This is a genomic window from Halorarius halobius, assembly GCF_024298865.1.
GTDB lineage: Archaea > Halobacteriota > Halobacteria > Halobacteriales > Haloarculaceae > Halorarius > Halorarius halobius.
In genome coordinates this window covers 228793-251130 of the sequence record NZ_CP101162.1, presented here as the reverse complement: position 1 = coordinate 251130, position 22338 = coordinate 228793, and the positions used below count along the sequence as shown (strand labels likewise).

The window sequence follows — 22338 nt, the reverse complement described above, 5'->3', positions numbered from 1 at the left end:
GTCGGTACATTAGCTGATTATTCGTTTTCGGAGACTGAGATGGGTCAGCCGTTTTCGAACGTCAGAACGTGATAATCTCGTAATCGTCGTCAACGAGCGACCGGATACTGGGATGCCCGTCGTGGTCGTCAAGTCGCACCACGCCAGAATCGTTCACTGCATCATCGACACCGAATGCTCCCGAGCAGAAATCACACGCAGACGCATCATCTTTGACGGCCTGGTAGAGTTCGTGATAGTCACTGTCCGAATCTTCGAGTTCGGGGATCCACTGGGTTCCAGCACCGTCGAAGATGAGTTCGACTTCGTCTCCTTCTGTCTCTGCGAACTCCTTGGCGGTTTCGAGCCCATTCACGAGACGGCCAACGTTCGCGTGACCTTCCGTTCCAGCGAGAATCACAACTGCTGCTTTTGTCATGCGATTCCATGTAGAAGAGTCAGCCTGAAAAACTCGCGCGAACCGACACGTAACGGAGTTACAGACCAGTAATCCCGGACTCGACGTGATCAGTGCTGGTGCTGGTGTCCGTCGTCACCACGACTGAACTGGCCGGAAAACGCTCGCTGCACGACCTCTGGGAGTGCGGGATGGATGTGGACGGAGGACCGGATGTCTCGGACCGTTCCCGAGCCGGCTTTCATTGCGACGACAACCTCCTGGACGAGTGACGATGCGTCCGGACCGATGATGTGGCAGCCGAGAATCTCCCCCTCGAGGTCGATGAGCACCTTCACGAATCCATCGGCCTTCATCGCATCGCCCCGAGCCGTGTCCTCGTAGCGGTATGTGTTCGTGGCGTACTCACGGTTCGCTGCCTGGAGTTCTTCCTCGCTGACGCCGACGCCCGCGACCTCGGGAGCAGCGAATACGGCAAAGGGCATCGCCGTGTAGTCGACTGGCTGTAAGTCGCTACCGAACATATTACGGGCGACTGCCTGCGCTTCGTGGTTCGCGCTGTGTTTGAGCAGGTACTCGCCGACGATGTCACCGAGCGCCCACACGCCGTCGGTGGTAGTTCGCAGATACTCGTCGGTCTCGATGAACCCTTGCTCGTCTGTCTCGACTCCCGTCGCATCCGGGTGTAGCGTATCGGAGTTGGGCACGCGCCCCGCTGCGATCAGCAGTTCGTCTCCAGTTGCAGTCACGACATCCCCGTCATCCACCACGCCGCCGTCGTCTCCGTATTCGTACGGTCTGGCCTCGACGGTTATCTCGCCACCCCCCTCGGAGACCGATGTCGCCGTGTACCCCGTCTGGACGGTGAACCGGTCAGCGTATCGGTCGGTGAAGGCCTCGGCAACCTCACCGTCGGCATCCGGGAGGAGATTCGGCCGACGCCCGATAATCGTCACGTCGCTCCCGAACGTGCCGAAAAAGTGTCCGAGTTCGGCAGCGATGTAGCCGCCGCCAACGATAATGAGGTGGTCCGGAGGGGTTTCCAACTGAAGAGCCTCTGTACTCGTGCGGTAGTTCACGTCCTCGATTCCATCGATGTCCGGAATCGACGGTCGAGTGCCTGCAGCGATGAGCACGGTCTCAGCTCGAAGCCGCGTTCCTTCGTCGTCGCCGTCGACAAGTTCGACGGTTCGATCGTCCACGAACCGGCCCGTGCCCTCGAACAACTCATGCTGGGAGGACGAGCGCAGGCCGCTGCGGATCGACTCCGCGTCCGCGTCCACTTCTTCGTTTACCTCGTTGACGATGTCGGCGAATGCGACATCGGACACGTCCGCATCGATGTGAAACTCGCCGGCCCGTTCGATTGTTTCGAGGACATCAGCATGATAGAGCAGCATCTTCGAGGGAATACAGCCCCGATTGAGACACGTCCCACCGAGCGGCCCCTTTTCGACGACAGCGACGGATTGTCCTTGATTCGCCGCTACGTTCGCGACATCGAGCCCGGAGCCCGAACCGATTACCAGAAAGTCGAATTCCTCCATACGAGTAGTAACCGCCCCTGACTAATGAAATCCCACTTACGACTGAGTAACTGGCGACACGTGCTTCGATGACTGACTTTTGGGTTTCTGACGGCGTGACTAGTTCAATCTGATCCTCGAAATCGAACGATGACGTCTCGGTATTCGGATAGATCTCTCCCGGGAGAACTCGGCAACCAAGGGAAGAACACAACAGTTGCGGTATGGAATCGAGTGTCCATCAGGATATTCAGCTGGGTTGGTCTCACATCCCACTAGAGGCTGTATTCATTGATCCATTTCGCGTCATAATGAGGCCACTGGCGAGCATCAACACGGCGAGGGCGACCATCCCAGCGTCCCATCCCATTCCGGCAGTCATGCCGCTTCCCCCCATCCCGTTGTTCATTCCCATGCTACTGCCGTCATCCATCATTCCAGTTCCGAGAAGAGCCTGATTGAGGAGCATCACTACTGCATACACAATCATCAATTGACCACTGGTAGTCCCGAGTCGGTTCGCATAGTCCGTGAGAAGGAGTGCGCCGTGGACGAGCACGACGACGCCGAGCGCGCCCATGAGCCAGCTGCTGGTCATCATTCGTGACGCCGTGGACGCGCTCCAGAGTGAGTATAATCCAGATACGAACGCGATTGCTGCACCGTACAGACGCGTGTTGGAAACCATATTGACGTGAATAGACGCGAGCTATAAAGAGGGTCGTGACGCTCGGGTCCGTGTCTCGAAGTCACCAAGCGGTCTGGAACGCGGAATACTATCACTCGTGACGTCGGTACAGTAGATGATGGCTTTCGACACCGACCGTGTTTCGACAATTACGTTCGACTCGTACAGCACGCTCGTTGACGTAGATGCAGCCGAGAAGGCACTCGCTGATCGTGTTGCCGATCCAGAACCAGTGTCCCGCCTCTGGCGGGCGCGGTCGCTGGAGTACACGTTCGTCGCGAACCAAATCGACGCCTACCAGCCGTTCTACGAGATGAACCGTGACGCCCTCCAGTACGCGCTTGACGCGCACGGTGTCGACCTCACTATGGAGGAGCGCGACGATATCCTCGCGGTCTACCACGAACTCGATGTCTTCGACGACGTCCGCGACGGCATCGAACGGTTGCGGGATGGGGGCTACGGCTGCTACGTCGTCTCGAACGGAAACCCAGAGATGCTCGAGTCGATGGTTGAGCATGCGGATATCGGCGATCTGATCGAAGACACCGTCAGCGCCGACGAGATCCGAATGTTCAAACCCGCCGCCGCTCTCTACCGCCACGCTGCTGGCCGCACCGGGACACCGATCGACGAAATCGCCCACGTAACGGCTGGCTGGTTCGACGTCATGGGCGCACAACACGCTGGCATGCAGGGTGTTCGAGTCGATCGAAAGGGCGCGCCCTGGGAGACCTTCGGCGGTGAACCAGATCTGACCGTCGAGACCTTCTACGATCTCGCTGACGAACTCGACGTGTAACTTCTCTCTTGGTTTGCGGTCTTGCTCCTTCCAGTTGTTCCCCGAAGTTGCAGAGACGAGAATCAAGTAGCGCCCCTTCCTCGTGTGTGTACACAACAGATGGGTACTGGCACCGACACAAAATACGGGGGTCGAATCTACGACTGGTGGAGTCGACATCCGAGAGCACTCGATCTTCTGTATCAGATGGCATTTCTCGGCCGTGAGAAAGAGTTCCGCCACCTGGCTATCGAGACGCTCGATCTCACGCCGGGCGAATCGGTTCTCGAAATCGGCTGTGGCACGGGGAACAGCTTCGAATCGCTACGGCAATCCGTCGGTCCGGACGGGACGATCGTCGGTATCGACGCAAGTCGCGGTATGACGCACGCGGCTCGAGATCGGATTCGACGGAAGGGATGGCAAAACGTCCACGTGTTGCGGGGTGATGCACGGCGCCCTCCGGTTTCGGATGGCACGCACGATGCAGCCTACGCCGCGATGTCACTCAGTGCTGTTACCGACCCGGAACGGGCAATCAGGTCGATCGAGACCGCACTCCGGCCCGGCGGTCGTGTCGTTGTTCTGGATGCGCAACTCTTCCAGCGGATTCCGTGGACACTTCTCAACCCGATCATCACCCCAATCGCCGAATCGGCCACGAACTGGGTACCCCAGGTCGACTTGGTGGCCGCCCTACGGCGGGAGTTCGGAACTGTGGACGTCACTACGTTCAACGCTGGGTCGATACTCGTCGCCTGCGCTCGAAAGAGCCACAGGTGATCAGCCAGCTATCCGTGCGGTCGATCACGATTGGCTGGTCGCGACGATCGAGACGTAGCCGACCTGCCCTGCCTCGATGGCAGTTTCGAGTTGGCTGGCTCCGTCTCGGAGCTGTGTTCCCCGGTCACCGAGCACGTCAACGAGTCGATCAAGATCGAGCGCTTCCCGCAACCGATCACGCATTTCCAAGAGATCCTCCCGGTGCGTTTGCACGTCGTCGATCTCGAAGCCCGCACTCGCTATCTCCTGGCAGATGTCGTCTCGGTCGCGAGGGCCATCGAGACAGAGAAGTTCGTCGATCGGTGGCGGCAGGTCCGGTGTGTCGCCTGTGACCGTCACATCCGACAGGGCGAGTTGCCCGCCCGCGTGGAGAATACGGTTGACGTCACCCAGGGTTTGATCGAGAGCAGGCGAGAGACACAAGACACATTCCCCGAGCACCACGTCGAAGCTGTCGTCGCGGAACGGAAGCGCGGATATGTCGCCGCAGACGGCATCTGTACCCGGTGGCTCGCGATCGAGTCCGATGGCGCGAGCGCCCCGTTCGCGGGCGACGTGGAGCGAATCGCCAGCACCGCAGCCGATATCCAGAAGTCGTGTCTGCTCGTCTACTCCGGCTCGGTCCAACAGCGTCTCCGTGGCCTCCCTCCCCCCGGGATGAAGCGGCCCATCCAGTACCATCCCGAGGATCTGCCACGGATCACGGAGGATAGCGTCGAGTGGCTGTTGCATAGTGTTAGTCGTCCTCGGAACCGGTGGTGGCTGGCTCGCCTTCAGAGACAGGGGCCGTTGCACGTGATCCGTCTGACTCAACCTTGTCCCGACCACCCCAGCCGTGGCGGTTCCGGAGCGCGTACCGCCCGTCCTCGGTCGTCATGTTGTACGCGCAGAACGGAACGAGATCGCCATCAGGCGTCGGTACAGAGATACAACAGTTGTCGAGGCGGTCCACATCTGCTGCGTCGGCGTCCATGAATCCAGTGAGCGTGACGGGGAGAACGGGCCCCGCGCTGGGAACCTCGAATCCACAGCAGGTGCTCGCGACCTCGACAGTGTCTCGACCGGCCGCGGTGCCAGCGAGCAGTTCCATCCAGTCGGCCTCGTCGATGAGTCCAGAGAGCGTATCCCAGTTATCGAGGTCGAGCAACCCCGTGAGCGGGACCACTCCCTCCTCCCCGTTCGGCACGAGGGCCGTACTCATCTGACAGTACGACGAACAGCAGGGTACGGGCAGGAAGTCCTGGGGTTCGAGCCCGTCGAGCTGGTCGGCGACTCGCCGGGCAGCCTCGTCGAGCGAGAACCGGCCCTCGTTCTCGGCGTAGCGACCGAAGTGCGCGACGGGCTGGAAGTTGATCGACTGGACCACGTCGAGGTTGTCGAGGGCGAACCGGACGACGTCGCCCATCTCGTCGTCGTTCGTTCCCGGCACCACCGTCGGCACGAGGATAACGGGGAGGCCCGTGTCCCGGCATGCCTCGATAGCCTCGTGTTTGATCTCGAGGAGATCGACTGCCCGGATCGTTTCGTAGGTGTCGCGTGTGACACCATCGAACTGGAGGTAGATCGCGGTCACGCCGGCGTCGGCGAGCCGTTCGGCGTATCCTTGCTGGGTCGCGAGCTCGATGCCGTTCGTGTTCACTTCGACGTGTTCGAACCCCATCTCTCGCGCTCGCTCGACGAGTTCGGGAAGGTCGTCGTGGACCGTTGGTTCGCCGCCGGAGAACTGGATCGGACGAGTCCCCCCTTCGGCCCGCACAGTGTCGAGCAAGTCGACGACCTCGTCGAACGGTAGTTGCTTCCCGCCCGGGCCGGAGCTTGCAAAGCAATACGAACACGAGAGGTTGCAGTCCTGCGTGATTTCGACGACGGCGAGGCAGGCGTGATCGCCGTCGACCCGTAGGCCACCCCCGCTCGAACATGTCCCCCCACTACAGCAGCCAGTGTCGCTGGTCGGATCTCCGGTATCGGAGCCACCATCGTCGGCGACGTCAGTTTCGGGGCCGAACTGTCGTGCCCAGCGCCAGTGATCGAGAGATTCCCACACTTTTCGACTCGTCGTTCCGTGGTCGGGACACGATCGCCTGAGAAAGACGGCGTCGTCTCGGGCCTCGTAGGTGCCGGGGACGCGTTCGAGACATGTCGGACAGAGACTCGTCGTAGACGAAAGGTGCGTACGCTCTTCGGACATGCGTTCGACAATGAACACGAACCGGGTAAATGTGGGAGTTACCTGGAGGAAACTCTGTGTATGCGTCTTCGGAGACCGGCTGTCCTCTCACTGGGCCATCTCGTCGAACAGCGTTTCGACCCGTGTTTCGATGTTGTCACGGAGATCTCTGACTGCATCGAGTTCCATTGTCTCGGGATCGTCCAGCCCCCAGTCGATACTCGTCTCGCTCCAGGCGGCTGGGCAGACACCCTCCGCGGTACAACCCATCGCCACGACGTACTCGCAGTCGGCGAGCTCTTCCTTACTGATCTTCCGCGGTATCCGGTCGCGCAGGTCGATGCCGCGCTCGTCCATGACTTCGATGACCACGTCGTGGAGTGAGATTGCCGGGCGCGTCCCGCCCGTGACGATCTCGATTTCGTCTTCGAGCCCACGTCGCGACTGCTCGCGCTTCGCGAACGCGGTCGCGATCTGGCTCCGTCCCGCGTTCTGGATACAGACGAACGCCACGTTCATACTCGAGTTCTTCTGCGTATGAGGCAAAGTCGTTTCCCCGCTCGGACTTGTGGCGTTGGTGCTATTACCGACTGATGTCTACCCGTGGGTGTGAACGTCTGTCAAGTGATTCCGCAGGATGCGATTCCGAGCGTTGACGATCCGTCCTTCGGTGCCACGTACGACGGCGATGCCGACGATGTAGTCGTCGTGGTCGAAGGTCCCAGGCGACCCCGTGCGTACCCGGTACGGTACCTCCATTATCACGAAATCGTCAACGACGTACTCGACGCCGACGGGGAGACCGGTGGTGGCGATCCAATCGCTGTGACGTGGTGCCCGCTCTGTGGGAGCGCCGTCGTCTATGACCGCCGTCACGAGGGGCACACGTTGGAGTTCGGTGTTTCCGGAAAGCTTGCCGACGACGACCTCGTGATGTACGACCGCGAGACCGGCAGCGAGTGGAAGCAGTCCAGTGGCGAATGTATCAATGGTACCTTCGAGGGCGATTCGCTCGCTGTTCGTCCAGGAACGCTGCTTCCTTGGCAAGAGTTTCGGAAGTCGTACCCCGACGGCATCGTGCTCCAGCCACCGGGTGGAGAGAGCGAAGCCGCGAGCGCCGACGACTCGCCTGCATCGATCGAATACGACACCTCACCGTACGATGCGTACTTCTCTCGGGAGGGGTTCGGGCTCGCCGCACACCGGGGAACGGGTACCAGCCGCGAGTGGAACCGTGATGACGACCTCTCCCCGAAGACTGTCGTTCTCGGTATCGAAGTCGATGACGTCGTACTCGGGTTCCCGCTGACTCGCGTGAGAGCAGCCGGTGGTGTCGTACAGACTACGGTCGGAGACCGAGATATCGTTGTATTCGCGACTGAAGATGACGGTATCCACGGGTTCGAGGACCCTGGGATATCGTTTGAATTCACCGAGAACCAGGTCGTCGCCGACGGAACGACTTGGAATCCTGCAACCGGTCGCGCTGCGGACGGGCGGCAACTTGAGCGGCTATCAGCCCGGCGCTTGTTCGCGTTTGCGTGGCAGGACGACCACGGAGCCGATTCCTTCTATCAGCCTGGTTGACGACGTCCCTGCCACTGTGGTAACCGATTTCGGCCTATAGGAGGGCTGGATTGACTTGGCGACCGACTAACAGGAGGCTGCCGACGAGGAGGACGACTGCGATGGGTATCAGTAGCTGGAATCCCGTGATAATCGTGGCGCTGGCCTGTACGCCGATCACGAGAAGAATTGTCGGTCCGCAGCACGCAGCGCCGGACAGCAGTGCGGGGATGCCGGCCAGAATACCAGTCGAGGATTCCAACCCACAGGCGCGCGGTTGAACCAGACCGAGATACGTGAGCGCGACGTTCGCGCCGACGAGGCTCGAAAGCACGAGAGCGACAAGCAGATTGAGCGGCGAAAACAGGTACGTGAGTGGACCGAGTGAGACGACAGCGATTGCGCCGAACCGAAAGAACCCGAGGCTGGCGAACGCACGCGAGAGGTCGTCGACGGTTCGAATCGTGAGCGGACCAGTTCCGCCGCTGGAGAACGAGAGGTCGCCCACTGTGAGAAGATACAGGACGAGATAGCTCACTCCAGCCGCAAATAAAACACTGCGCGAATCCAATCGCCCTCCCGCAACTCTGAGGGCCGCACCTGTCCGACCGAATATCCCTACGTCGCTACTAATCATGGTGGGATGACTGGGTTCAGGCATATAGGGTCGTGTCGGGATAGAAGCCGCTCCAGGCGAACCACATCGCGTCGAAGGCGTGTATCCGTTCCAAGGGGAGCGCCTCTGGTGAATGAGTGTCCCCAGCGCCGTCTACAACGTGTCCGTCCTGGTACTGGACCTGTTGGCGTTCGGGATTCTGGTAGACGTAGCCCGTGTCGAGCTCAGGTTCGTAGATTGCAACCACGGGCGTCTCGCCCAGTTTGCCCTCGATGAGCTTCGTCTCTCTGAGCGTCCGCTTCTCGAAGGCAGCAGCGCCTTTATTCGTTCGAGCGCCGATGACGACCGTCTTGGGTTGGAGGCGATCGTCGTCGGAAAGTGCCGGAAACATCGGGGCTGCTTCCTGTGAATAGTATCCGCCGCGCGGATTGTAGGACCCGTACGGGTCTCGATCGTAGTTTTGAGCGTATCCCGTGTCGCGAGAGAGCACCTGCGTATCCGGGTGTTTGCTTACCCAGCGCTCCCACGTCGTCCAAATGACGCGAAACTCCTGTAGCGACCGGATTGGTGGGTCTTCGTTCCACGACCCGGGGATCGAGGTCGCGAGTACCTGTGGCCACCACGTCTCCGTCGCTCTGTCGTACATGATGAGGTTGTTGTTCACGAGGCGTCCGGAGACGCCGAACATCGTCTCGCCGCGCTCGAATCCCATCGCGGTTCCTGTCAATGGACAGTACGTGACGCTCACAGGGGTGTTATCTACGATATCGTTACAGATCTCGTGCAAGACGAGGATCGATTGTGGGTAGGCCTTCACCGTCCCCTCTGTCGCGAGACCGAAGACCGGATCATCTGGTTTGATCTGTCCTGAAACGTCCTCGGCGGAGACGAATTTTGGCTCGTCGATCGAGGGGATCCCGTCTTTCGGTGGCCCACCGGACACTGCGTGTTCTCGGAGCGATGATGGCTCCATCGGAAGCAGTAGTTGTTCTGCTTTCGTTGGCGGCATGTTCTCTCCAGTACGTGATTGCCCGCCCTCTTCCGGCGCTCCACTCGCCGACGTGTCCCCAGGGGTTCCAGGTTGCCTACTACCGATGCATCCGGAGAGGGAAGCGACTCCGACGCCAGCAAGAACGGCTCTCCGGGTCACGAGTCGCTGCATGTGTTATCATTTGTTCCGGACGGCCAAAACTCCGCCCTAACCACGACGTAACTCCATATCCACAGTAACGGGATGCTCAGTCCATTACTGGCTGGTTGCCGTGAGATTATACATCTCGAATACTGACGTAGACATGGAATCGGCAGCCAGTGTCACGCGCTCTGGACCCCCGATGCCGATTCCCCCTCTCCCCCTTCCCTTGTGCCCCTCTTTCACGAACCGCGTCCAGCTCTCGTCATTTGATGAGCGACGAGCTGATGGCAGTTTGTTACTGAGTAGGGGGGAGAGGACTCGCTCCTGACCTATTTTGAATCCCGGGGTTCGTTAGCCTCATCACCAGATCGCTGCTCCAGATATTCACCGAGCCGGTCGGTGAATCGATTAATAAACTCCTCCCAATCGTCTGTCGAACTTTGAGGAGTCTCCCAAATCCGCCCCCGGAGTATCTGAGCGTTGCTCATCTCACCGTTGGCAACCGTTAGCTGAATCACCTCGCCTTGATAGAGGACGATGAGGCGGGTCTCGTTTACATTGAGAAACTCTATCCCCTGTTCTGTGAGCAGCCTCTGTAGATTTACTGGCTGATCGAGGTGCTTCGTAAATTCGCGCATCTCGGGTCGTCACCCATCGGGTAGATCGATATACTGCTGTTCCCAGTCACGGCGGGCTTTCAGCTCTTGCTTCCCCCGACGCGTTAGCGTGTATGCATTCGTTCTATCGTCTATTTGTCCTTTATTGACGAGGCCTTTCTCGACGAGCGAATCCAGGTTGGGATAGAGACGACCGTGGTGAATTTCACCCTCGTAGTATCCCTCCAGTTCATCTTTGATTGCAAGCCCATAGAGTTCATCGAACCCACCAATAACGTAGAGGAGATCGCGTTGAAACGCTGTGAGATCGTACATCTCCTATCCAACAATCGGTAGCAACTGTCTTCAATTTCCGCTAACGTAGTGGTAACTCTCCAGTAGCTAGTCTTCCACTGTCCCGGTTGCAAATTGTACTCCCAGCTCACTCACATGGGCATACACGTCCATTACAACTGACTGACCCTCCCGCGTAATAGTTCCGTATTCTCAACAAAGAGCGATTTCGACTGGTATTGGAACGGGCGGACTTGCAATAGTGGATGACCCAGACGTACTCGTCGACGCACTCATCGGCTATTGACTCAGCGGCGACGTGCGAGACCCGGCCCGACAGCTGATTGAGGAGATGAATCGACAAAAGGTGTCGATCGTGTTACCGGATGTGCTCTCGAGAGTCGATGTGCCGACCGGTGAGACGCTTGGCATCGCGACGGAGCCAGAACGGGCGTCATCCCCGCACTTTTGAAATGGCGCTCACGGCTGTCACAGGGTCGCTGTATCGCCTTGATATCTGAATCTCACGCGCAGTCTACGACCGTCGGGATATCGAGTATGAGATTCCCTTCGGGACGCAGGAGTGGATCGAGCTCTAGGTGAGCAAGACGTAACCCGGTAACGAACTACACAGATTATCTTCAAGACGTTGGCCCTCATCTATGGTACTGTATGGCACACGATCACGACCACGATCACGACGAAGAGTTCGAATGTGGCAAGTGCGGAGCGACCTTCGATACAGAAGAGGACCTTCAGACCCACGCGAGCGAAGAACACGACATGGGAGACTAAATCCAAGTGGTGGCTCTAGTTCGTCAATCTCCACATCCTCTCGTTTCGCGACTTCTTCAGCGATAGGTACGCCGGTGATTCCACCTGTCCTGAAGTCGTGCGTCACTAGATCGTCTGTGCGAGTGTCTCCTTATTTTGCATCCCAATGAGGTGCTCTTCGACCGCCCCCTCTTCGAATACAAGGAATGCCGGAATCGAGCTGACGCCGTACCGCGCAGCGACCTGTGGTAGTTCTTCGACGTCCACTTTTGCGACCGGCACCTCGGTCTCGGCAGCGAGTTCGTCGACGATCGGGGCCATCAGCTGACAGGGACCACACCAATCTGCGTAGAAGTCGACGAGAACGCGGGCTTCGTTGTCGACCAACCGGTCGAATGTGTCTTCTCCCTCGATATGGTCCGCTGATGAGGCCGACTCATCGGTCGGCTGGGTGGAACTATCCGCCATCACACGTTCTTCGTGATACCGAGTGTTAGACCTTCGCGAACCCACTCGTTATTCCGTTACTGGACGGTTATCTGCCTGTCAGACCGTGTCTGCCGTCCGAGCTTGCCGTCGAATGAATTCTTTTGCTGTGACGTGTTCAAACCGTAGTTCATGAACGTGGTTTTCCACCATTCAAACGACGATCCGGAGCTGCATGACCGTGTAGTCGGGAATATTGCAAATCTCCTTGACGACGAGACTATCGATCTAGATGCGGTCGCACTCGTCGCGAATAGTGGCGGACTCACTCTCTTACTCGAAGACTCACCGCAGCGCGAACGGGTTGCCGAGTTACAGCAACGGGGCGTTCAGTTCAAACAGTGCAGGAACACGATCAAGGGAACGAGTGTTACTGAAGCAGATCTCATCGATGGCGTTGAACTCGTGTCGTCGGGTGTGGGCGAACTGTCCCGGTTACAAGCTGACGGATATGCGTATCTGAAACCCTGAAGAGACCGATTAGAGGAAGAGCGCTGGGATCGTGTTCCGAAAGATATTGAGCGAGATGAGAAAGAGAAGTCCGATGACGAACCAGTTGAATCTCTCCTCATCGATCTCCAGTCGTCGCAGGTACGTCCCGAGCAGAAGCCCGACAATCGTAACGACTGCGATGATCGACCCGAGCCAGAGGCGATAGGTCGTCATGAGATCTGTGAAAAACACCATCTGGAGAATCCGAACCGTGAAAATCGTCCCCAGTACCATCGAGAGTCCACCGATATACCGCTCGATGTCCCGCTCGAAGGTGTGGAAATAGGCCGGCAGCAGCGGACCGAGATTGGCGGCGGCCAGCAGGAATCCTTCGAAAAATCCAGCGATGCTGAGGCCGATCGGATGATGCGCCTCCTCGATAGTCACGAAGTTCTGCACGACCTGAAAGCCGACGTATCCGAAGATGATGAGTCCGATGAGGAACGGAACGATAGGACCTGTCTGGAACTGTGCGAGGAAGAATACGCCAAGGATCGACCCGATGATGGCGAGGCCCAGTAACACCCATTCCTCGCGAATGAACCCAAATCCTGTGTCGGTTTCGCCGATCTGGAACATGTTGATCATCCACGGTGGAATTGCGAGGACGACCACCGCGAGCGTCGGATCGATTACCGACGCGAAGATGGGCGTCGTGATAAGAGCATATCCGAACCCGATCATTCCCTTGACCGCACCGGCAACGATCGCGACGACGACGAACAACCCGAGGAGACCGACGGAGACGTTCGACTGCACGCCTTTCGTGATGTTGTCCACGCCGGGGAAGAACACGATCGACCCGGTGACTACCGCGAGGGTCGCCGCGACCATCATCACTTCACGGTATCGTAAGTCCCGCAAATTCTCAAGGAATTGTGCCGCGTCGAGTTGGGATTGGGGTGAACTCATATTGAATCAAAGCGTTTGTAGAACACTCAACTGCTGAGTGGAACACTTGGTCTACCATTCCAGATTATACTCCAGTACCCTTTTTCCTGTCTCCGCCGGTAATATACGGCCAAACCCCGAACACTAACAACTCAGAAAAGAACGGATACAGGTCATCTAGGGCCAGTTATTCGTATGAAACGGCAGAGAGAGAGTAGCATAGATAGCGGCAAAATATTGGCCACTCATGTCTCACCCATCGGTAACACGCTGCTCTGCCGTAATCAGAGCTGCTGACCTCACACTCTACATCAGTCACCTCGATTTCAACACATCTGCATCTGTGACCTTAGAAACTCTGCAAACTTCTGTGAATCACTACAAACAGGCGCCTACGCTTCCGATTCGATAGATTTCATCGATGCGTCGATCCACGACGTATCGACCTTCTACCAGCTCGATGAGGTCACTGAAAATCCCCTTAGCATTTCCTACGACCTGTGCGTCGAGAACTTCGCGTAGGTTGACGAGGGAACGACGGACGAGATGACTGGCGACGAAGCATTCGTGGCGGATCGTTCGTCCCAATCCTGATTTCGGAGTGCGGGTACGACGATGTCTTCGGATACAAGGAAATCCAATTCGTCCCCACACCACTCAACACGGCTCGACAATAGTCATCAGGGTAAACGTGGTTACTTCGACCTCACTCGTATAGTTACCTGTGTTCGACGTCACGACGTCCATATGACCGAGCCATTCGTCATCGTTGGTGGCGACGCCGCCGGCCTGAGTGCGGCGAGCAAACTGAAGCGCGAGAATCCGGATCGGGAAGTAATCGTCTTCGAGAAGGGCAGTTGGGTCTCCTATGCTCACTGTGGGATGCCGTACTACGTGAAAGGCGAGGTCGATTCTCTCACTGACTTGCTCTCGCTCTCGCCCGACGAGATTGCCGAACGAGAGATCGATCTACGCCGCCGCCACGAGGTCGTGGCAGTCGACCCGGCCGCCAGAACAGTTACCGTTGAGAGCGAAGCTGGTCGATTCGAACAGCCGTACGGCGACCTCCTCATTGCCACGGGAGCGCACGCCGTGTCTGCGCCGCTTGACGGAGTGTACCTCGACGGTGTGTTCACGATGCACAGCATGGACGCCGCCGGAGCACTCCGCGCGTATCTCACGCCTCCGGCGGACACCGAGGCAGCACACATCGACGGTGAATACGTCGACAGGGAGCGCGTCGAAACGTATGCCGCCATGGATCCGCCGGAGTCTGCCGCTATCGTCGGCGGTGGCTACGTCGGCGTGGAGATGGCAGAGGCATTCTGCGCTCACGACCTCGACGTCCATCTCTTCCAGCGCCCCGACCGGTTATTATCGCCGTTCGGTGACGCTGCTGGGGACCAAGTCGCGGAAACGCTCCGCGAGCACGACGTTACGCTCCATCTCGCCACCGAAGTCGACGAACTCGTCGGTGACGGACACGTCGCAGGAGTCGCGACCGACGACAAGCAGGTCGACGCCGATCTCGTACTGGTCGGCATCGGCATCCAGCCGAACACGGAGCTCGTCGGTGAGACGGCGATCGAACTCGGTGAGTCTGGAGCCATTGCGACCGACGACTACGGCCGAACGAACGTCGAGGATGTCTACGCCGCCGGTGACTGTGCAGAGATGTGCCATACCGTGACCGGGGCTTCCGACTGGGTGCCACTCGGGCTGACCGCCAACCGCGCAGGCCGCGCGATCGGACAGACGATCGCTGGAACCCCGACTCTGGTAGGCGATATCGCCGGAACGGCAGTCGTGAAAGCGTTCGACATGGAGTGTGGCCGAACTGGCCTCCTCGATCACGACCGAGCGAGAGCGGCTGGATTCGATCCTGTGTCGGAGACGATCACCGCGTCGTCTCGCTCGGGCTATTACCCGGGAGCCGCGGAGACGACGGTCACGTTGACTGCCGATTGGGACACTGGCCGGCTTCTCGGTGGCAGTATCGTCGGCGAGGATCGGGCTGCCATCCGTATCGACACACTCGCAACGGCGCTCGATCAGGATATGACCGTCTCCGAATTGGAGCGGCTCGACCTCGCCTACGCACCACCGTTCAGTCCGGTCTGGGATCCCGTGCTCGTCGCGGCGAAGGTGTTGAACGGCACGCTCGCCGACACGTGAGTGGGTTCGAGCGATGAGTGACCCCCACGACCTCGCAAAACTCTCTCACGAGTTTCTCGCTGCCGTCAAACACGGTGACGCGACAGACGCCTACCGATCGACGATCGCCGAGATGACCGAATCTCGACTCACTGCGCTTGGTGAGAACGAGGACGCTGCCACGGCGTTCTGGCTCAATCTCTACAACGCGTTCGTCCAGTACGACCTCGAGCGTGATCCATCTCTCTACGAGAGCAAGCGACGGTTCTTCGGCGAGGACCGTATCGATATCGCCGGGGCGGTGCTCAGCCTCGATGATATCGAACATGGGATTCTCCGGTCGTCGAAGTGGAAATACGGGCTCGGATACATCCCCCGTCCGTTTCCGAGCGACTTCGAGCGTAGTCACCGCCTCCCCGAGGTCGATCCTCGAATTCATTTTGCACTGAACTGTGGCGCGGAGAGCTGTCCGCCAATCGTCGCGTACACGGCGAGCGACATCGACAGCGAACTGGAGACGAGTACCCGGTCGTTCCTCCAACAGTCGTCGACGTATCATAGCGAGGACGACGAACTTTGGGTAACCCGCCTGTTCCTCTACTACCGCGGGGACTTCGGCGGCCGATCCGGCATCTACGAGTTTCTCGAACGGTACGATGTCATTGAGGCCGAAGCCCGTCCCCGCGTCCGATACGAACAGTACGACTGGACGCTTCACAAAGGGATGTATCGCGAGCAGATCGACTAGGGCCGGTCAGCGACCGACACTCGCCTGACATCGGCTATCGATCTTTTCGACGACGGAGCGTGCCGGCTCTCGGTCTCTCTCCGGAGCGTACTCGGACGTCGCGTGGTGGTCGCACTCGTACCGGAGTCGGTCCAATTCGAACGCGGTGAACGAGAAGTCACCATCCTCGATTTTCTCCAGGATCGTGATCTCGATGGTCGGCTGTGGCAGGTCGGTGTCGCCTCTCGTGGCCACCTCGATGTAATCGAGGAATGCCTGGTGGATTGCCCACTGCTCTTTCAGCGTGAACTCGAATTCGGACGCGGGTGCGGAGCTGGTTTCAACGGACATAGTTAGTTTCTCACCGTTATTGGATTACTTCTGGTAACTCATTGGAACCGGACGTACCTAAATCTGAGCCAACCTCATCGAAACCACGTTACTAGACGGTGAGGTGATGTCACGTCAGGCCGTCCCTTCGACGGTTTTCAGCTGATCGAGGGCTTCCTTGACCGCGGACCAGTCCGGTTGGACGGTCGGATCCTCCGTGCACCAGGCATACCGAATCGTTCTGTCCGTGTCGATGAGGAAGACCGACCGCTTTGCGATCTGTTTGTGGCCGTTGAATTCCTCGTAGAACACGTCGTATGCGTCGGCGATGCTCCCGTCACTATCCGAGAGGAGAGCGAACGCGAGTTGCTCATCCTCGGCGAACGCTCGATGACTGAACGAGCGATCCGTGGAGATACCGAACACCGAGATAGATTCATCGAGGTCGAACCAGGCGAGATCGTGGAGCTCGCACATATTCTCGGTACACTCGGGATGGAAATCGAATAGATAGAAATTGACGATAACTGGTCCCCGTTGGAGGGCGCTCTCGAGGGTGAACTCCGAGACCTGCGTCTCGTCCTGGGTCGGGCTCGTTCCGGGCAACGTGAAGTCGGGCGCTGTCGTACCTTCGTGTAGCATCTATGGTATCTCCTATTGTGGCGGTTGGTCGCTCTGGCCAGGGACTCCGCGACCGCCGAAGAAGTCTCCGGCCCAACTTCCAATCCAGATATCCTGATTCGCCGTGTAGAGCGCCCAGGACGTCGTGAACATGTCGTCGGCGACCGTCCACTCGTCAGCACTGGTGTCGTACTCGACGACGTCGTTGTACACGGCTGCCTGACCGTACTCTCCGCCAGCAGCGGGCGGGAGCGGGAGCGTGAACTCGGCAGCTTCGTCGCGGCTGTTCGGTCGTTCGGCTCGCTGGAGACGTCCCCTGTTGAACGTCTGATTGAAGTACTGGGCGTACACGTCCTGAATGTCCTCACCGAGGACGGCGTCGGCCGCGTTGATGCCTCCGGTGACGTCACCCGCGTCTCGCGAGGTGATGCGGTAGGTCGCGTCATCTGTTCCGGACGCGAAGGTTCCGGCTTGGTCGTCCCAGAGATCGTCCAGAAGGTAGCCGAGAACGTCAGCTGCGAGGCTCTGGTGGTCGACGCCGTCGATCTGAGACGCCCACAGGAGACCCTGTCCGATTGCCCCCTGCGTCGCGGCCTGGTTCTCGGCACCGTCAGCGACCTGCCCGTTGTCGGAGAGGTGTGCCTCCACTTCGGCTGCGAGGTTATCAGCGTAGCTTGCAGCCGACGACTGCAGGTCGTCGCTCCCTGAATGAGTGCCGTACCAGCCGATAGTGCCGAGCATCTGTCCAAGGTCCCTCGTGGATCCCATCTCGACGACGTTCGCGGGGCTGAACAGGTTCATCGTCGTCTTGGCTAGCCCGTCGGTCAGTTGCTGAATTTTCCCCTTGGGGATGAGCGGTTCCGGATTGGCGTAACCGAACCAGCCGTTCTGGGCGAGGCTCGTGAGATCGGAGAGGAACCACAGCATCGCCGAATGGTGGTTGGGACGGGCTGTCTCGTCGACGACCGTCCCGTCGGCCGGTCGGAACCCGGAGACGAGTTCCAACGAGTCGCCCTTCGTGAGTGCGCCGTTTCCGTCCGGACCGCCACCGATGAGCGTCGCATTCGTTCCGATCTGGGCGAGCGTGGTGAGCATCTGCGCGCGGAACTTTGCAGCGATCTCTGGCGGGAGCGTCTCGAAGTGCGACTGGAAGTTCTTCGCCCAGGTGACCCCTTTGAGGTGCGTCCACGCGACTGAGGACGGACTGACGACCTTCGAGGATTTCGACATGTCCCACTTCAGGGTCGACGCGTCAGGCCGCCCATCGCCTGCATCGAAGACGGGCTGTTGGGTAAAGTGCGGGTCGCCCTTCGTGAACGCGGCCATGTTCAGGTTCGGATTCTTGATCGGAGGTTTGTCCACGTCCGCGTGCTCGAGCATCGCGGGGACCCGCTGGTTGAAGGCCTGCTGTTGTTCCTCGTTGTGGGGGAACAGGACGCCGTTGCCGCTCATGGCGATATTGGTGCTCATATTGTATAACGAGTACCAGTAAGAGTCCCAGGTAGCGTCCTGCCAGGCGTACGCGTTGGTTCCTTCGCCATCACTGGCGGAGATACCTGCGACATCGAGCAACCGTGCGAGCTTCTGGGCAGCTGTGCTCTGTCCGACGTTATCCGTGGCAGTGGTTCCGGGTCCGCCCTGTGGTCCGCCGACGATGACGAGACCGACCATTCCGAGCCCCTCGTGTGGTCGGCAGTAGTAATTGTACACACCCTGCGTTTCGAACGTGTGTTCGAAGGTCTGTCCTGACGAGAGGATCCCCGAATCGAACGGCGCTGCGTTTTCTGGAATGCGAAGCGTGTGATCGTAGTCCGGGTGATACGCTGTGACTGAGTGGCTTCCCTCCGCAATATCCCACGTGACAGTCGCACCCTGCTCGATCCAGACGACAGCCGGAGTGTTCACGTACTGACCAGCACCTTGGTCAGACGATAGGACAGTCGCTTCCACCGTCGCGGAAGTCTGAAGATCGTTCGGGCCACCGAGCTGGTCTGCTCCCGGTGGCGCGTCGCCCCCGCTAGACGTTGATGTCGTCGTCGGGGTGGACGTTGCGGTCGTTGTTTGTGTCGGAGTGTTCTCGTTTCCTTGTTGGGTATTACACCCTGCAAGGGCACCGATTGCTGCGACACCGCTCAGGCGAAGCAACGTTCGTCGATCGATGTCGTCGAGTGACATAACTACAAGAAATCTAGTTAGGACTCGTAATCAACTTCAGCGAACCTCTTCCTCATGAGGTATTGCTGTGGATACTCGGTGAACTACCGGTTACGGAGAAACCAGAGGTGACTGGAGACATTTGCTCTCGTTCGAAGTCCGATAACCGAGAGCAGGATGAGAGTTTCCCTGTTCGTATACGTCCGAATTAGGGTCCTCAGTATAGCTACGGCTCTGACGACATCGCACCGTGAGTTCCTTGGTAGAGAATCACAACTGTCGGTGTATGGTGGACGACTCGTACGTCGGCGACTGGCGGCGTCTCGACGGCGGTCCAGCGCCAAACGGGGCGGCAGACCTGACACTCGCACATCTAACTGACCTCCACGGCCAGTTGACGCCATCACACCAGGTATACTACGACAATCCACAGTCACGACCCGATATCGAGTTCGAAGGGGACCGAACAGTTCGTCCTGTTCGTGGACTCGCGACCCATGTAGCGAAACTATCGCAACTTCAGCAGGATAGTGATGGAGACCTGCTGACGCTCGTGAGCGGAGATACCTTTCACGGGACTGCCGAGACGACGTACACGAACGGCAAGATACTACTTGAGCCGCTCAACGAGCACGTTCAGCCGGATGTCTACGTCCCGGGGAACTGGGATTTCGGCCACGAAGCGGTTAAAGATGGCAGTGCCCGCGAATTGATGGACGCAGTCGATGCGCCGACGCTCGCATGTAATCTTCGGGATAGCGACGGGGAGCTACTCTACGACGGAACCATCTGTTTCGAGCGTGGCGGTGTCACTATCGGCATCGTCGGGATGACGAACGTCTACGTCGACCGGATGGCTCCCGCATTCCACGCTGGAAAGTACCGGTTCGATAAGGACCCGACGCTCCTCGACGAGGCGGCGCGAAATCTCCGCGACCAGGGGGCTGATTTCGTCGTCGCGCTCACCGAAATCGGTCTTCCGTGGATGGTACAGGCGGCCAAGGATTTCGAGAGTATCGACCTCATGCTCAGTGCCCACACCCACGAGTACACGCACGCCCCGATCGTGATCGAGGAAACAGACACCGTTGTCGTCGAGTCAGGCATGGGGGAGGCACTGGGACGCGTCGATCTCCGGTTCGATACCGAGGGGATCGCGTTCCGTCACCTTCTCTACTGTTTCGTCGACGATCACGAGTACACTCCCGACCCCGACTCGGACACGCGTGAAACGATAGAACGACTCCGTGCACCTTTCTTCGACGACGACCCCGGGTACGAGCGCGGCGACGCGACACTTGACCGGCCACTCGACACAGTCGTCGGAGAGACAGCCCGGCCGCTCTTTCGACAGTCGTTCCTCGAGAGTGCGTGGAACACGCTCTTCAACGACGCACTCCGTGCCCACTTCGACGCTGATCTCGCGGTCGCCCACGGATTCCGATACGGACAGGCGATACCCAGTGGTGAGATTACGCTCGGCGACCTCTACACCTTCTTCCCGATGACGGCACCAGTCGCCGTCGGCGACGCGTGGGGGCAACAGCTCCGGTCACACATGGAAGACTACCTCATCGACAACTTCACACCCCACGTCTACGGACAGGAGGACGGTCGCGTTAGGAGCTACTCCTCGAACGTCGAGTGTGTGCTCGACCCAACCGCCAAACGGGGGCGTCGACTCGTCGAAATGCGTGTCGACGGCGAGCCGGTTGCCCCCGACGAGACGTATCGCGTCGCGACGTTCCGCCGACCAGGAGATCCCGAACGTGACCTTGGTGGCTGTGGATTCCCATTCCGTGACGTGCGAGTCGAAAATGAGACGATTCCCGTCGATGTCGTCGAAGCGTACCTCGAAGACAACTCACCCGTCGAGTACGACGTGATGGGTCTCATTGAAACAGTCGGTAAGGGGGCGCAGAATACTCCTGCCGACGGTCCGTATCCGTATATCCAACCCGGTGTCGATTATGCATCCGGAACTCGGTACGTCGAGACGAGTATGGTGCCACGGCGATACGACCATCCGAATAACCGCCCCATCGAAAATCGGGAGTGACGGTCCGTTGGATGCGTCTTCAGTTATGGGTGCCCGGACATCCAGAGAGGCTCAGACGATTGACGAACTCTTGTCGTCTGGTTCCGTGATATGTTCCAGGCCCCAGTCTCGCATGGCGTAGATAACTGGTTCGAGTGACTCACCGTGCTCGGTGAGCGAGTACTGGACGCGGACAGGCTTCTCGCTGATGATTTCACGGTTGACGAGCTGTTTCTCGCCGAGATCCTCCAGACTGTCAGAGAGCACTTTACTCGAGATCCCGTCCACGTTCTCCTTGAGTTCGTTGAAGCCGCTCGGCCCATGTTCGAGGAGTCGATGGACGATAACGGGGTGCCACTTCTTTCCGATGAGTGTTGCGGTGGTCGTAACCGGACACCACTCTTCACCAGCGCACCACACCTCGAGTTTGTCGCCCGCGTCAGTTTGCTCGGTGCTGCCAGACATAGTTGACTATTGCATCCCGGGCACCATAATAATAACCCATAGATACTGAATTACGTATAGTAACTATGGCGTCATATGACTAGGGCCAATATTTCCCGGTCTCCGAAGAGGCTACTCTTAGGAATTATCGTAGCCAACCGTATATTTCGATTATCGGAAGTCGGCGACGTGTCTCGACAACTAGACCGGGAATCGATGAACTTCTACGATAATCTCTATCTGTAGATGAGCAAGGCCCCCGGTTCCAGCCCAGAGTTTACTACCACGACTTCACCTGCGGATTCCACTCCAGATCAGGATTGTGGACTGTAACCTCACATATCCTAAAGCTCAGGATTTCACGGTCCAGTCCGTAGAGGATGTCAATTTGAGCTATGCTCTCGTGGGTCAACGACACGTTCACATGACGGACATTCCGCAAACACGCCGATCGAGTCATCTGCACGACGGTAAGAAATAAGCTCGTCTACCGTTCGGATGTCGTGCCCACAGTTTGGGCAGGTACCGAGGCGTCCGTCGTCGGGTGTCATTGAAAGAGGGGATGGAGCGTGTGACATCTCGCCCCATTCAGTAATCGGACTACCTGGAAAATAAGTATTCAGCGGGAATGCAACGCAACCACACAGTATCTAGTTCTGTGTCAACCGCCTCGGGGTC

General features: G+C 58.6%; 25 protein-coding genes. 8 read left to right on the top strand and 17 right to left on the bottom strand.

Annotated elements, in window-relative coordinates:
* Positions 1 to 61: 61 nt before the first annotated feature.
* The 3 genes from NL112_RS20985 to NL112_RS20975 all read right to left on the bottom strand — a co-directional run bounded on the left by NL112_RS20985 (position 62) and on the right by NL112_RS20975 (position 2611).
* The gene (locus NL112_RS20985) at positions 62 to 418 is read right to left on the bottom strand and encodes a hypothetical protein (RefSeq protein ID WP_255152789.1); all 357 of its coding nucleotides are present in this window, start codon (positions 416 to 418) and stop codon (positions 62 to 64) included.
* An 89-nt stretch (positions 419 to 507) separates the two neighbouring features.
* A complete protein-coding gene (locus tag NL112_RS20980; protein ID WP_255152788.1) occupies positions 508 to 1944 on the bottom strand; it encodes a dihydrolipoyl dehydrogenase in 1437 nt (478 codons plus the stop codon).
* Positions 1945 to 2188: 244 nt separating this feature from the next.
* A complete protein-coding gene (locus tag NL112_RS20975) occupies positions 2189 to 2611 on the bottom strand; it encodes a hypothetical protein (RefSeq protein WP_255152787.1) in 423 nt (140 codons plus the stop codon).
* 118 nt (positions 2612 to 2729) lie between these two features.
* On the opposite strand from NL112_RS20975, the gene NL112_RS20970 reads away from it, so the two are divergent.
* The gene (locus tag NL112_RS20970; protein WP_255152952.1) at positions 2730 to 3413 is read left to right on the top strand and encodes a haloacid dehalogenase type II; all 684 of its coding nucleotides are present in this window, start codon (positions 2730 to 2732) and stop codon (positions 3411 to 3413) included.
* Between the two features lie 99 nt (positions 3414 to 3512).
* A complete protein-coding gene (locus tag NL112_RS20965) occupies positions 3513 to 4175 on the top strand; it encodes a class I SAM-dependent methyltransferase (RefSeq protein WP_255152786.1) in 663 nt (220 codons plus the stop codon).
* A gap of 24 nt (positions 4176 to 4199) precedes the next feature.
* Here NL112_RS20965 and NL112_RS20960 read toward each other — a convergent pair whose 3' ends face one another.
* The 3 genes from NL112_RS20960 to NL112_RS20950 form a co-directional block, all read right to left on the bottom strand.
* Positions 4200 to 4907 carry a class I SAM-dependent methyltransferase gene (locus NL112_RS20960; protein ID WP_255152785.1) on the bottom strand — a complete coding sequence of 236 codons (708 nt, stop codon included), beginning with the start codon at positions 4905 to 4907 and terminating at the stop codon, positions 4200 to 4202.
* 4 nt (positions 4908 to 4911) lie between these two features.
* Positions 4912 to 6363: a radical SAM protein gene (locus tag NL112_RS20955; RefSeq protein ID WP_255152784.1), complete on the bottom strand. Its 1452-nt coding sequence runs from the start codon at positions 6361 to 6363 to the stop codon at positions 4912 to 4914.
* Between the two features lie 87 nt (positions 6364 to 6450).
* Positions 6451 to 6861 carry an arsenate-mycothiol transferase ArsC gene (locus NL112_RS20950; protein WP_255152783.1) on the bottom strand — a complete coding sequence of 137 codons (411 nt, stop codon included), beginning with the start codon at positions 6859 to 6861 and terminating at the stop codon, positions 6451 to 6453.
* A 90-nt stretch (positions 6862 to 6951) separates the two neighbouring features.
* Here NL112_RS20950 and NL112_RS20945 point away from each other — a divergent pair, with 90 nt between their 5' ends.
* Entirely contained in the window at positions 6952 to 7929 is a 978-nt protein-coding gene (locus NL112_RS20945) for a DUF3179 domain-containing protein (RefSeq protein WP_255152782.1), read from the top strand.
* A 34-nt stretch (positions 7930 to 7963) separates the two neighbouring features.
* Here the strand turns inward: NL112_RS20945 and NL112_RS20940 are convergent, their stop codons facing one another.
* The 4 genes from NL112_RS20940 to NL112_RS20925 form a co-directional block, all read right to left on the bottom strand.
* The gene (locus NL112_RS20940; RefSeq protein ID WP_255152781.1) at positions 7964 to 8446 is read right to left on the bottom strand and encodes a hypothetical protein; all 483 of its coding nucleotides are present in this window, start codon (positions 8444 to 8446) and stop codon (positions 7964 to 7966) included.
* A gap of 115 nt (positions 8447 to 8561) precedes the next feature.
* The gene (locus NL112_RS20935; protein WP_255152780.1) at positions 8562 to 9686 is read right to left on the bottom strand and encodes a DUF3179 domain-containing protein; all 1125 of its coding nucleotides are present in this window, start codon (positions 9684 to 9686) and stop codon (positions 8562 to 8564) included.
* A 302-nt stretch (positions 9687 to 9988) separates the two neighbouring features.
* Positions 9989 to 10297 carry a hypothetical protein gene (locus NL112_RS20930; RefSeq protein ID WP_255152779.1) on the bottom strand — a complete coding sequence of 103 codons (309 nt, stop codon included), beginning with the start codon at positions 10295 to 10297 and terminating at the stop codon, positions 9989 to 9991.
* A 9-nt stretch (positions 10298 to 10306) separates the two neighbouring features.
* The gene (locus tag NL112_RS20925) at positions 10307 to 10591 is read right to left on the bottom strand and encodes a PadR family transcriptional regulator (protein WP_255152778.1); all 285 of its coding nucleotides are present in this window, start codon (positions 10589 to 10591) and stop codon (positions 10307 to 10309) included.
* Positions 10592 to 11221: 630 nt separating this feature from the next.
* Here NL112_RS20925 and NL112_RS20920 point away from each other — a divergent pair.
* Entirely contained in the window at positions 11222 to 11344 is a 123-nt protein-coding gene (locus NL112_RS20920) for a hypothetical protein (RefSeq protein WP_255152777.1), read from the top strand.
* A gap of 105 nt (positions 11345 to 11449) precedes the next feature.
* On the opposite strand, the gene trxA is transcribed toward NL112_RS20920, so the two are convergent.
* Entirely contained in the window at positions 11450 to 11791 is a 342-nt protein-coding gene (trxA, locus tag NL112_RS20915) for a thioredoxin (RefSeq protein ID WP_255152776.1), read from the bottom strand.
* Between the two features lie 150 nt (positions 11792 to 11941).
* Here trxA and NL112_RS20910 point away from each other — a divergent pair, with 150 nt between their 5' ends.
* Positions 11942 to 12280, top strand: coding sequence for a DsrE family protein (locus NL112_RS20910; RefSeq protein ID WP_255152775.1), 339 nt, complete (start codon positions 11942 to 11944; stop codon positions 12278 to 12280).
* Between the two features lie 9 nt (positions 12281 to 12289).
* Here NL112_RS20910 and NL112_RS20905 read toward each other — a convergent pair whose 3' ends face one another.
* Positions 12290 to 13213 carry a sulfite exporter TauE/SafE family protein gene (locus NL112_RS20905; protein ID WP_255152774.1) on the bottom strand — a complete coding sequence of 308 codons (924 nt, stop codon included), beginning with the start codon at positions 13211 to 13213 and terminating at the stop codon, positions 12290 to 12292.
* A gap of 726 nt (positions 13214 to 13939) precedes the next feature.
* Between NL112_RS20905 and NL112_RS20900 the strand changes: the two genes are divergently transcribed.
* Both NL112_RS20900 and NL112_RS20895 read left to right on the top strand, forming a co-directional pair.
* Positions 13940 to 15367, top strand: coding sequence for an FAD-dependent oxidoreductase (locus tag NL112_RS20900; protein WP_255152773.1), 1428 nt, complete (start codon positions 13940 to 13942; stop codon positions 15365 to 15367).
* Positions 15368 to 15380: 13 nt separating this feature from the next.
* On the top strand, positions 15381 to 16094 hold the full coding sequence (locus NL112_RS20895) for a DUF547 domain-containing protein (protein ID WP_255152772.1): 714 nt from the start codon (positions 15381 to 15383) through the stop codon (positions 16092 to 16094).
* Between the two features lie 6 nt (positions 16095 to 16100).
* On the opposite strand, the gene NL112_RS20890 is transcribed toward NL112_RS20895, so the two are convergent.
* The 3 genes from NL112_RS20890 to NL112_RS20880 all read right to left on the bottom strand — a co-directional run bounded on the left by NL112_RS20890 (position 16101) and on the right by NL112_RS20880 (position 18929).
* Positions 16101 to 16424 carry a DUF7853 family protein gene (locus NL112_RS20890; RefSeq protein WP_255152771.1) on the bottom strand — a complete coding sequence of 108 codons (324 nt, stop codon included), beginning with the start codon at positions 16422 to 16424 and terminating at the stop codon, positions 16101 to 16103.
* Positions 16425 to 16538: 114 nt separating this feature from the next.
* On the bottom strand, positions 16539 to 17045 hold the full coding sequence (locus NL112_RS20885; RefSeq protein ID WP_255152770.1) for a redoxin domain-containing protein: 507 nt from the start codon (positions 17043 to 17045) through the stop codon (positions 16539 to 16541).
* 12 nt (positions 17046 to 17057) lie between these two features.
* The gene (locus NL112_RS20880) at positions 17058 to 18929 is read right to left on the bottom strand and encodes a plastocyanin/azurin family copper-binding protein (protein ID WP_255152769.1); all 1872 of its coding nucleotides are present in this window, start codon (positions 18927 to 18929) and stop codon (positions 17058 to 17060) included.
* 535 nt (positions 18930 to 19464) lie between these two features.
* Between NL112_RS20880 and NL112_RS20875 the strand changes: the two genes are divergently transcribed.
* On the top strand, positions 19465 to 21237 hold the full coding sequence (locus tag NL112_RS20875; RefSeq protein WP_255152768.1) for a bifunctional metallophosphatase/5'-nucleotidase: 1773 nt from the start codon (positions 19465 to 19467) through the stop codon (positions 21235 to 21237).
* A 51-nt stretch (positions 21238 to 21288) separates the two neighbouring features.
* Here the strand turns inward: NL112_RS20875 and NL112_RS20870 are convergent, their stop codons facing one another.
* Positions 21289 to 21681, bottom strand: a complete 393-nt coding sequence (locus NL112_RS20870) for a winged helix-turn-helix transcriptional regulator (RefSeq protein WP_255152767.1) — start codon at positions 21679 to 21681, stop codon at positions 21289 to 21291.
* Positions 21682 to 22043: 362 nt separating this feature from the next.
* A complete protein-coding gene (locus tag NL112_RS23065; protein WP_491543654.1) occupies positions 22044 to 22211 on the bottom strand; it encodes a DUF7837 family putative zinc-binding protein in 168 nt (55 codons plus the stop codon).
* Between the last annotated feature and the right edge of the window lie 127 nt (positions 22212 to 22338).

What these genes read in the sequence shown, in the direction of transcription:
- NL112_RS20960 (WP_255152785.1), bottom strand. Translation starts at nt 4,907, where the DNA reads ATGCAACAGCCACTCGACGCTATCCTCCGTGATCCGTGGCAGATCCTC.
- NL112_RS23065 (WP_491543654.1), bottom strand. Translation starts at nt 22,211, where the DNA reads ATGACACCCGACGACGGACGCCTCGGTACCTGCCCAAACTGTGGGCAC.
- NL112_RS20895 (WP_255152772.1), top strand. Translation starts at nt 15,381, where the DNA reads ATGAGTGACCCCCACGACCTCGCAAAACTCTCTCACGAGTTTCTCGCT.
- NL112_RS20975 (WP_255152787.1), bottom strand. Translation starts at nt 2,611, where the DNA reads ATGGTTTCCAACACGCGTCTGTACGGTGCAGCAATCGCGTTCGTATCT.
- NL112_RS20910 (WP_255152775.1), top strand. Translation starts at nt 11,942, where the DNA reads ATGAACGTGGTTTTCCACCATTCAAACGACGATCCGGAGCTGCATGAC.
- NL112_RS20920 (WP_255152777.1), top strand. Translation starts at nt 11,222, where the DNA reads ATGGCACACGATCACGACCACGATCACGACGAAGAGTTCGAATGTGGC.
- NL112_RS20905 (WP_255152774.1), bottom strand. Translation starts at nt 13,213, where the DNA reads ATGAGTTCACCCCAATCCCAACTCGACGCGGCACAATTCCTTGAGAAT.
- NL112_RS20870 (WP_255152767.1), bottom strand. Translation starts at nt 21,681, where the DNA reads ATGTCTGGCAGCACCGAGCAAACTGACGCGGGCGACAAACTCGAGGTG.
- NL112_RS20930 (WP_255152779.1), bottom strand. Translation starts at nt 10,297, where the DNA reads ATGCGCGAATTTACGAAGCACCTCGATCAGCCAGTAAATCTACAGAGG.
- NL112_RS20885 (WP_255152770.1), bottom strand. Translation starts at nt 17,045, where the DNA reads ATGCTACACGAAGGTACGACAGCGCCCGACTTCACGTTGCCCGGAACG.
- NL112_RS20925 (WP_255152778.1), bottom strand. Translation starts at nt 10,591, where the DNA reads ATGTACGATCTCACAGCGTTTCAACGCGATCTCCTCTACGTTATTGGT.
- NL112_RS20970 (WP_255152952.1), top strand. Translation starts at nt 2,730, where the DNA reads ATGGCTTTCGACACCGACCGTGTTTCGACAATTACGTTCGACTCGTAC.
- NL112_RS20900 (WP_255152773.1), top strand. Translation starts at nt 13,940, where the DNA reads ATGACCGAGCCATTCGTCATCGTTGGTGGCGACGCCGCCGGCCTGAGT.
- trxA (WP_255152776.1), bottom strand. Translation starts at nt 11,791, where the DNA reads ATGGCGGATAGTTCCACCCAGCCGACCGATGAGTCGGCCTCATCAGCG.
- NL112_RS20985 (WP_255152789.1), bottom strand. Translation starts at nt 418, where the DNA reads ATGACAAAAGCAGCAGTTGTGATTCTCGCTGGAACGGAAGGTCACGCG.
- NL112_RS20980 (WP_255152788.1), bottom strand. Translation starts at nt 1,944, where the DNA reads ATGGAGGAATTCGACTTTCTGGTAATCGGTTCGGGCTCCGGGCTCGAT.
- NL112_RS20875 (WP_255152768.1), top strand. Translation starts at nt 19,465, where the DNA reads ATGGTGGACGACTCGTACGTCGGCGACTGGCGGCGTCTCGACGGCGGT.
- NL112_RS20950 (WP_255152783.1), bottom strand. Translation starts at nt 6,861, where the DNA reads ATGAACGTGGCGTTCGTCTGTATCCAGAACGCGGGACGGAGCCAGATC.
- NL112_RS20965 (WP_255152786.1), top strand. Translation starts at nt 3,513, where the DNA reads ATGGGTACTGGCACCGACACAAAATACGGGGGTCGAATCTACGACTGG.
- NL112_RS20890 (WP_255152771.1), bottom strand. Translation starts at nt 16,424, where the DNA reads ATGTCCGTTGAAACCAGCTCCGCACCCGCGTCCGAATTCGAGTTCACG.
- NL112_RS20935 (WP_255152780.1), bottom strand. Translation starts at nt 9,686, where the DNA reads ATGCAGCGACTCGTGACCCGGAGAGCCGTTCTTGCTGGCGTCGGAGTC.
- NL112_RS20955 (WP_255152784.1), bottom strand. Translation starts at nt 6,363, where the DNA reads ATGTCCGAAGAGCGTACGCACCTTTCGTCTACGACGAGTCTCTGTCCG.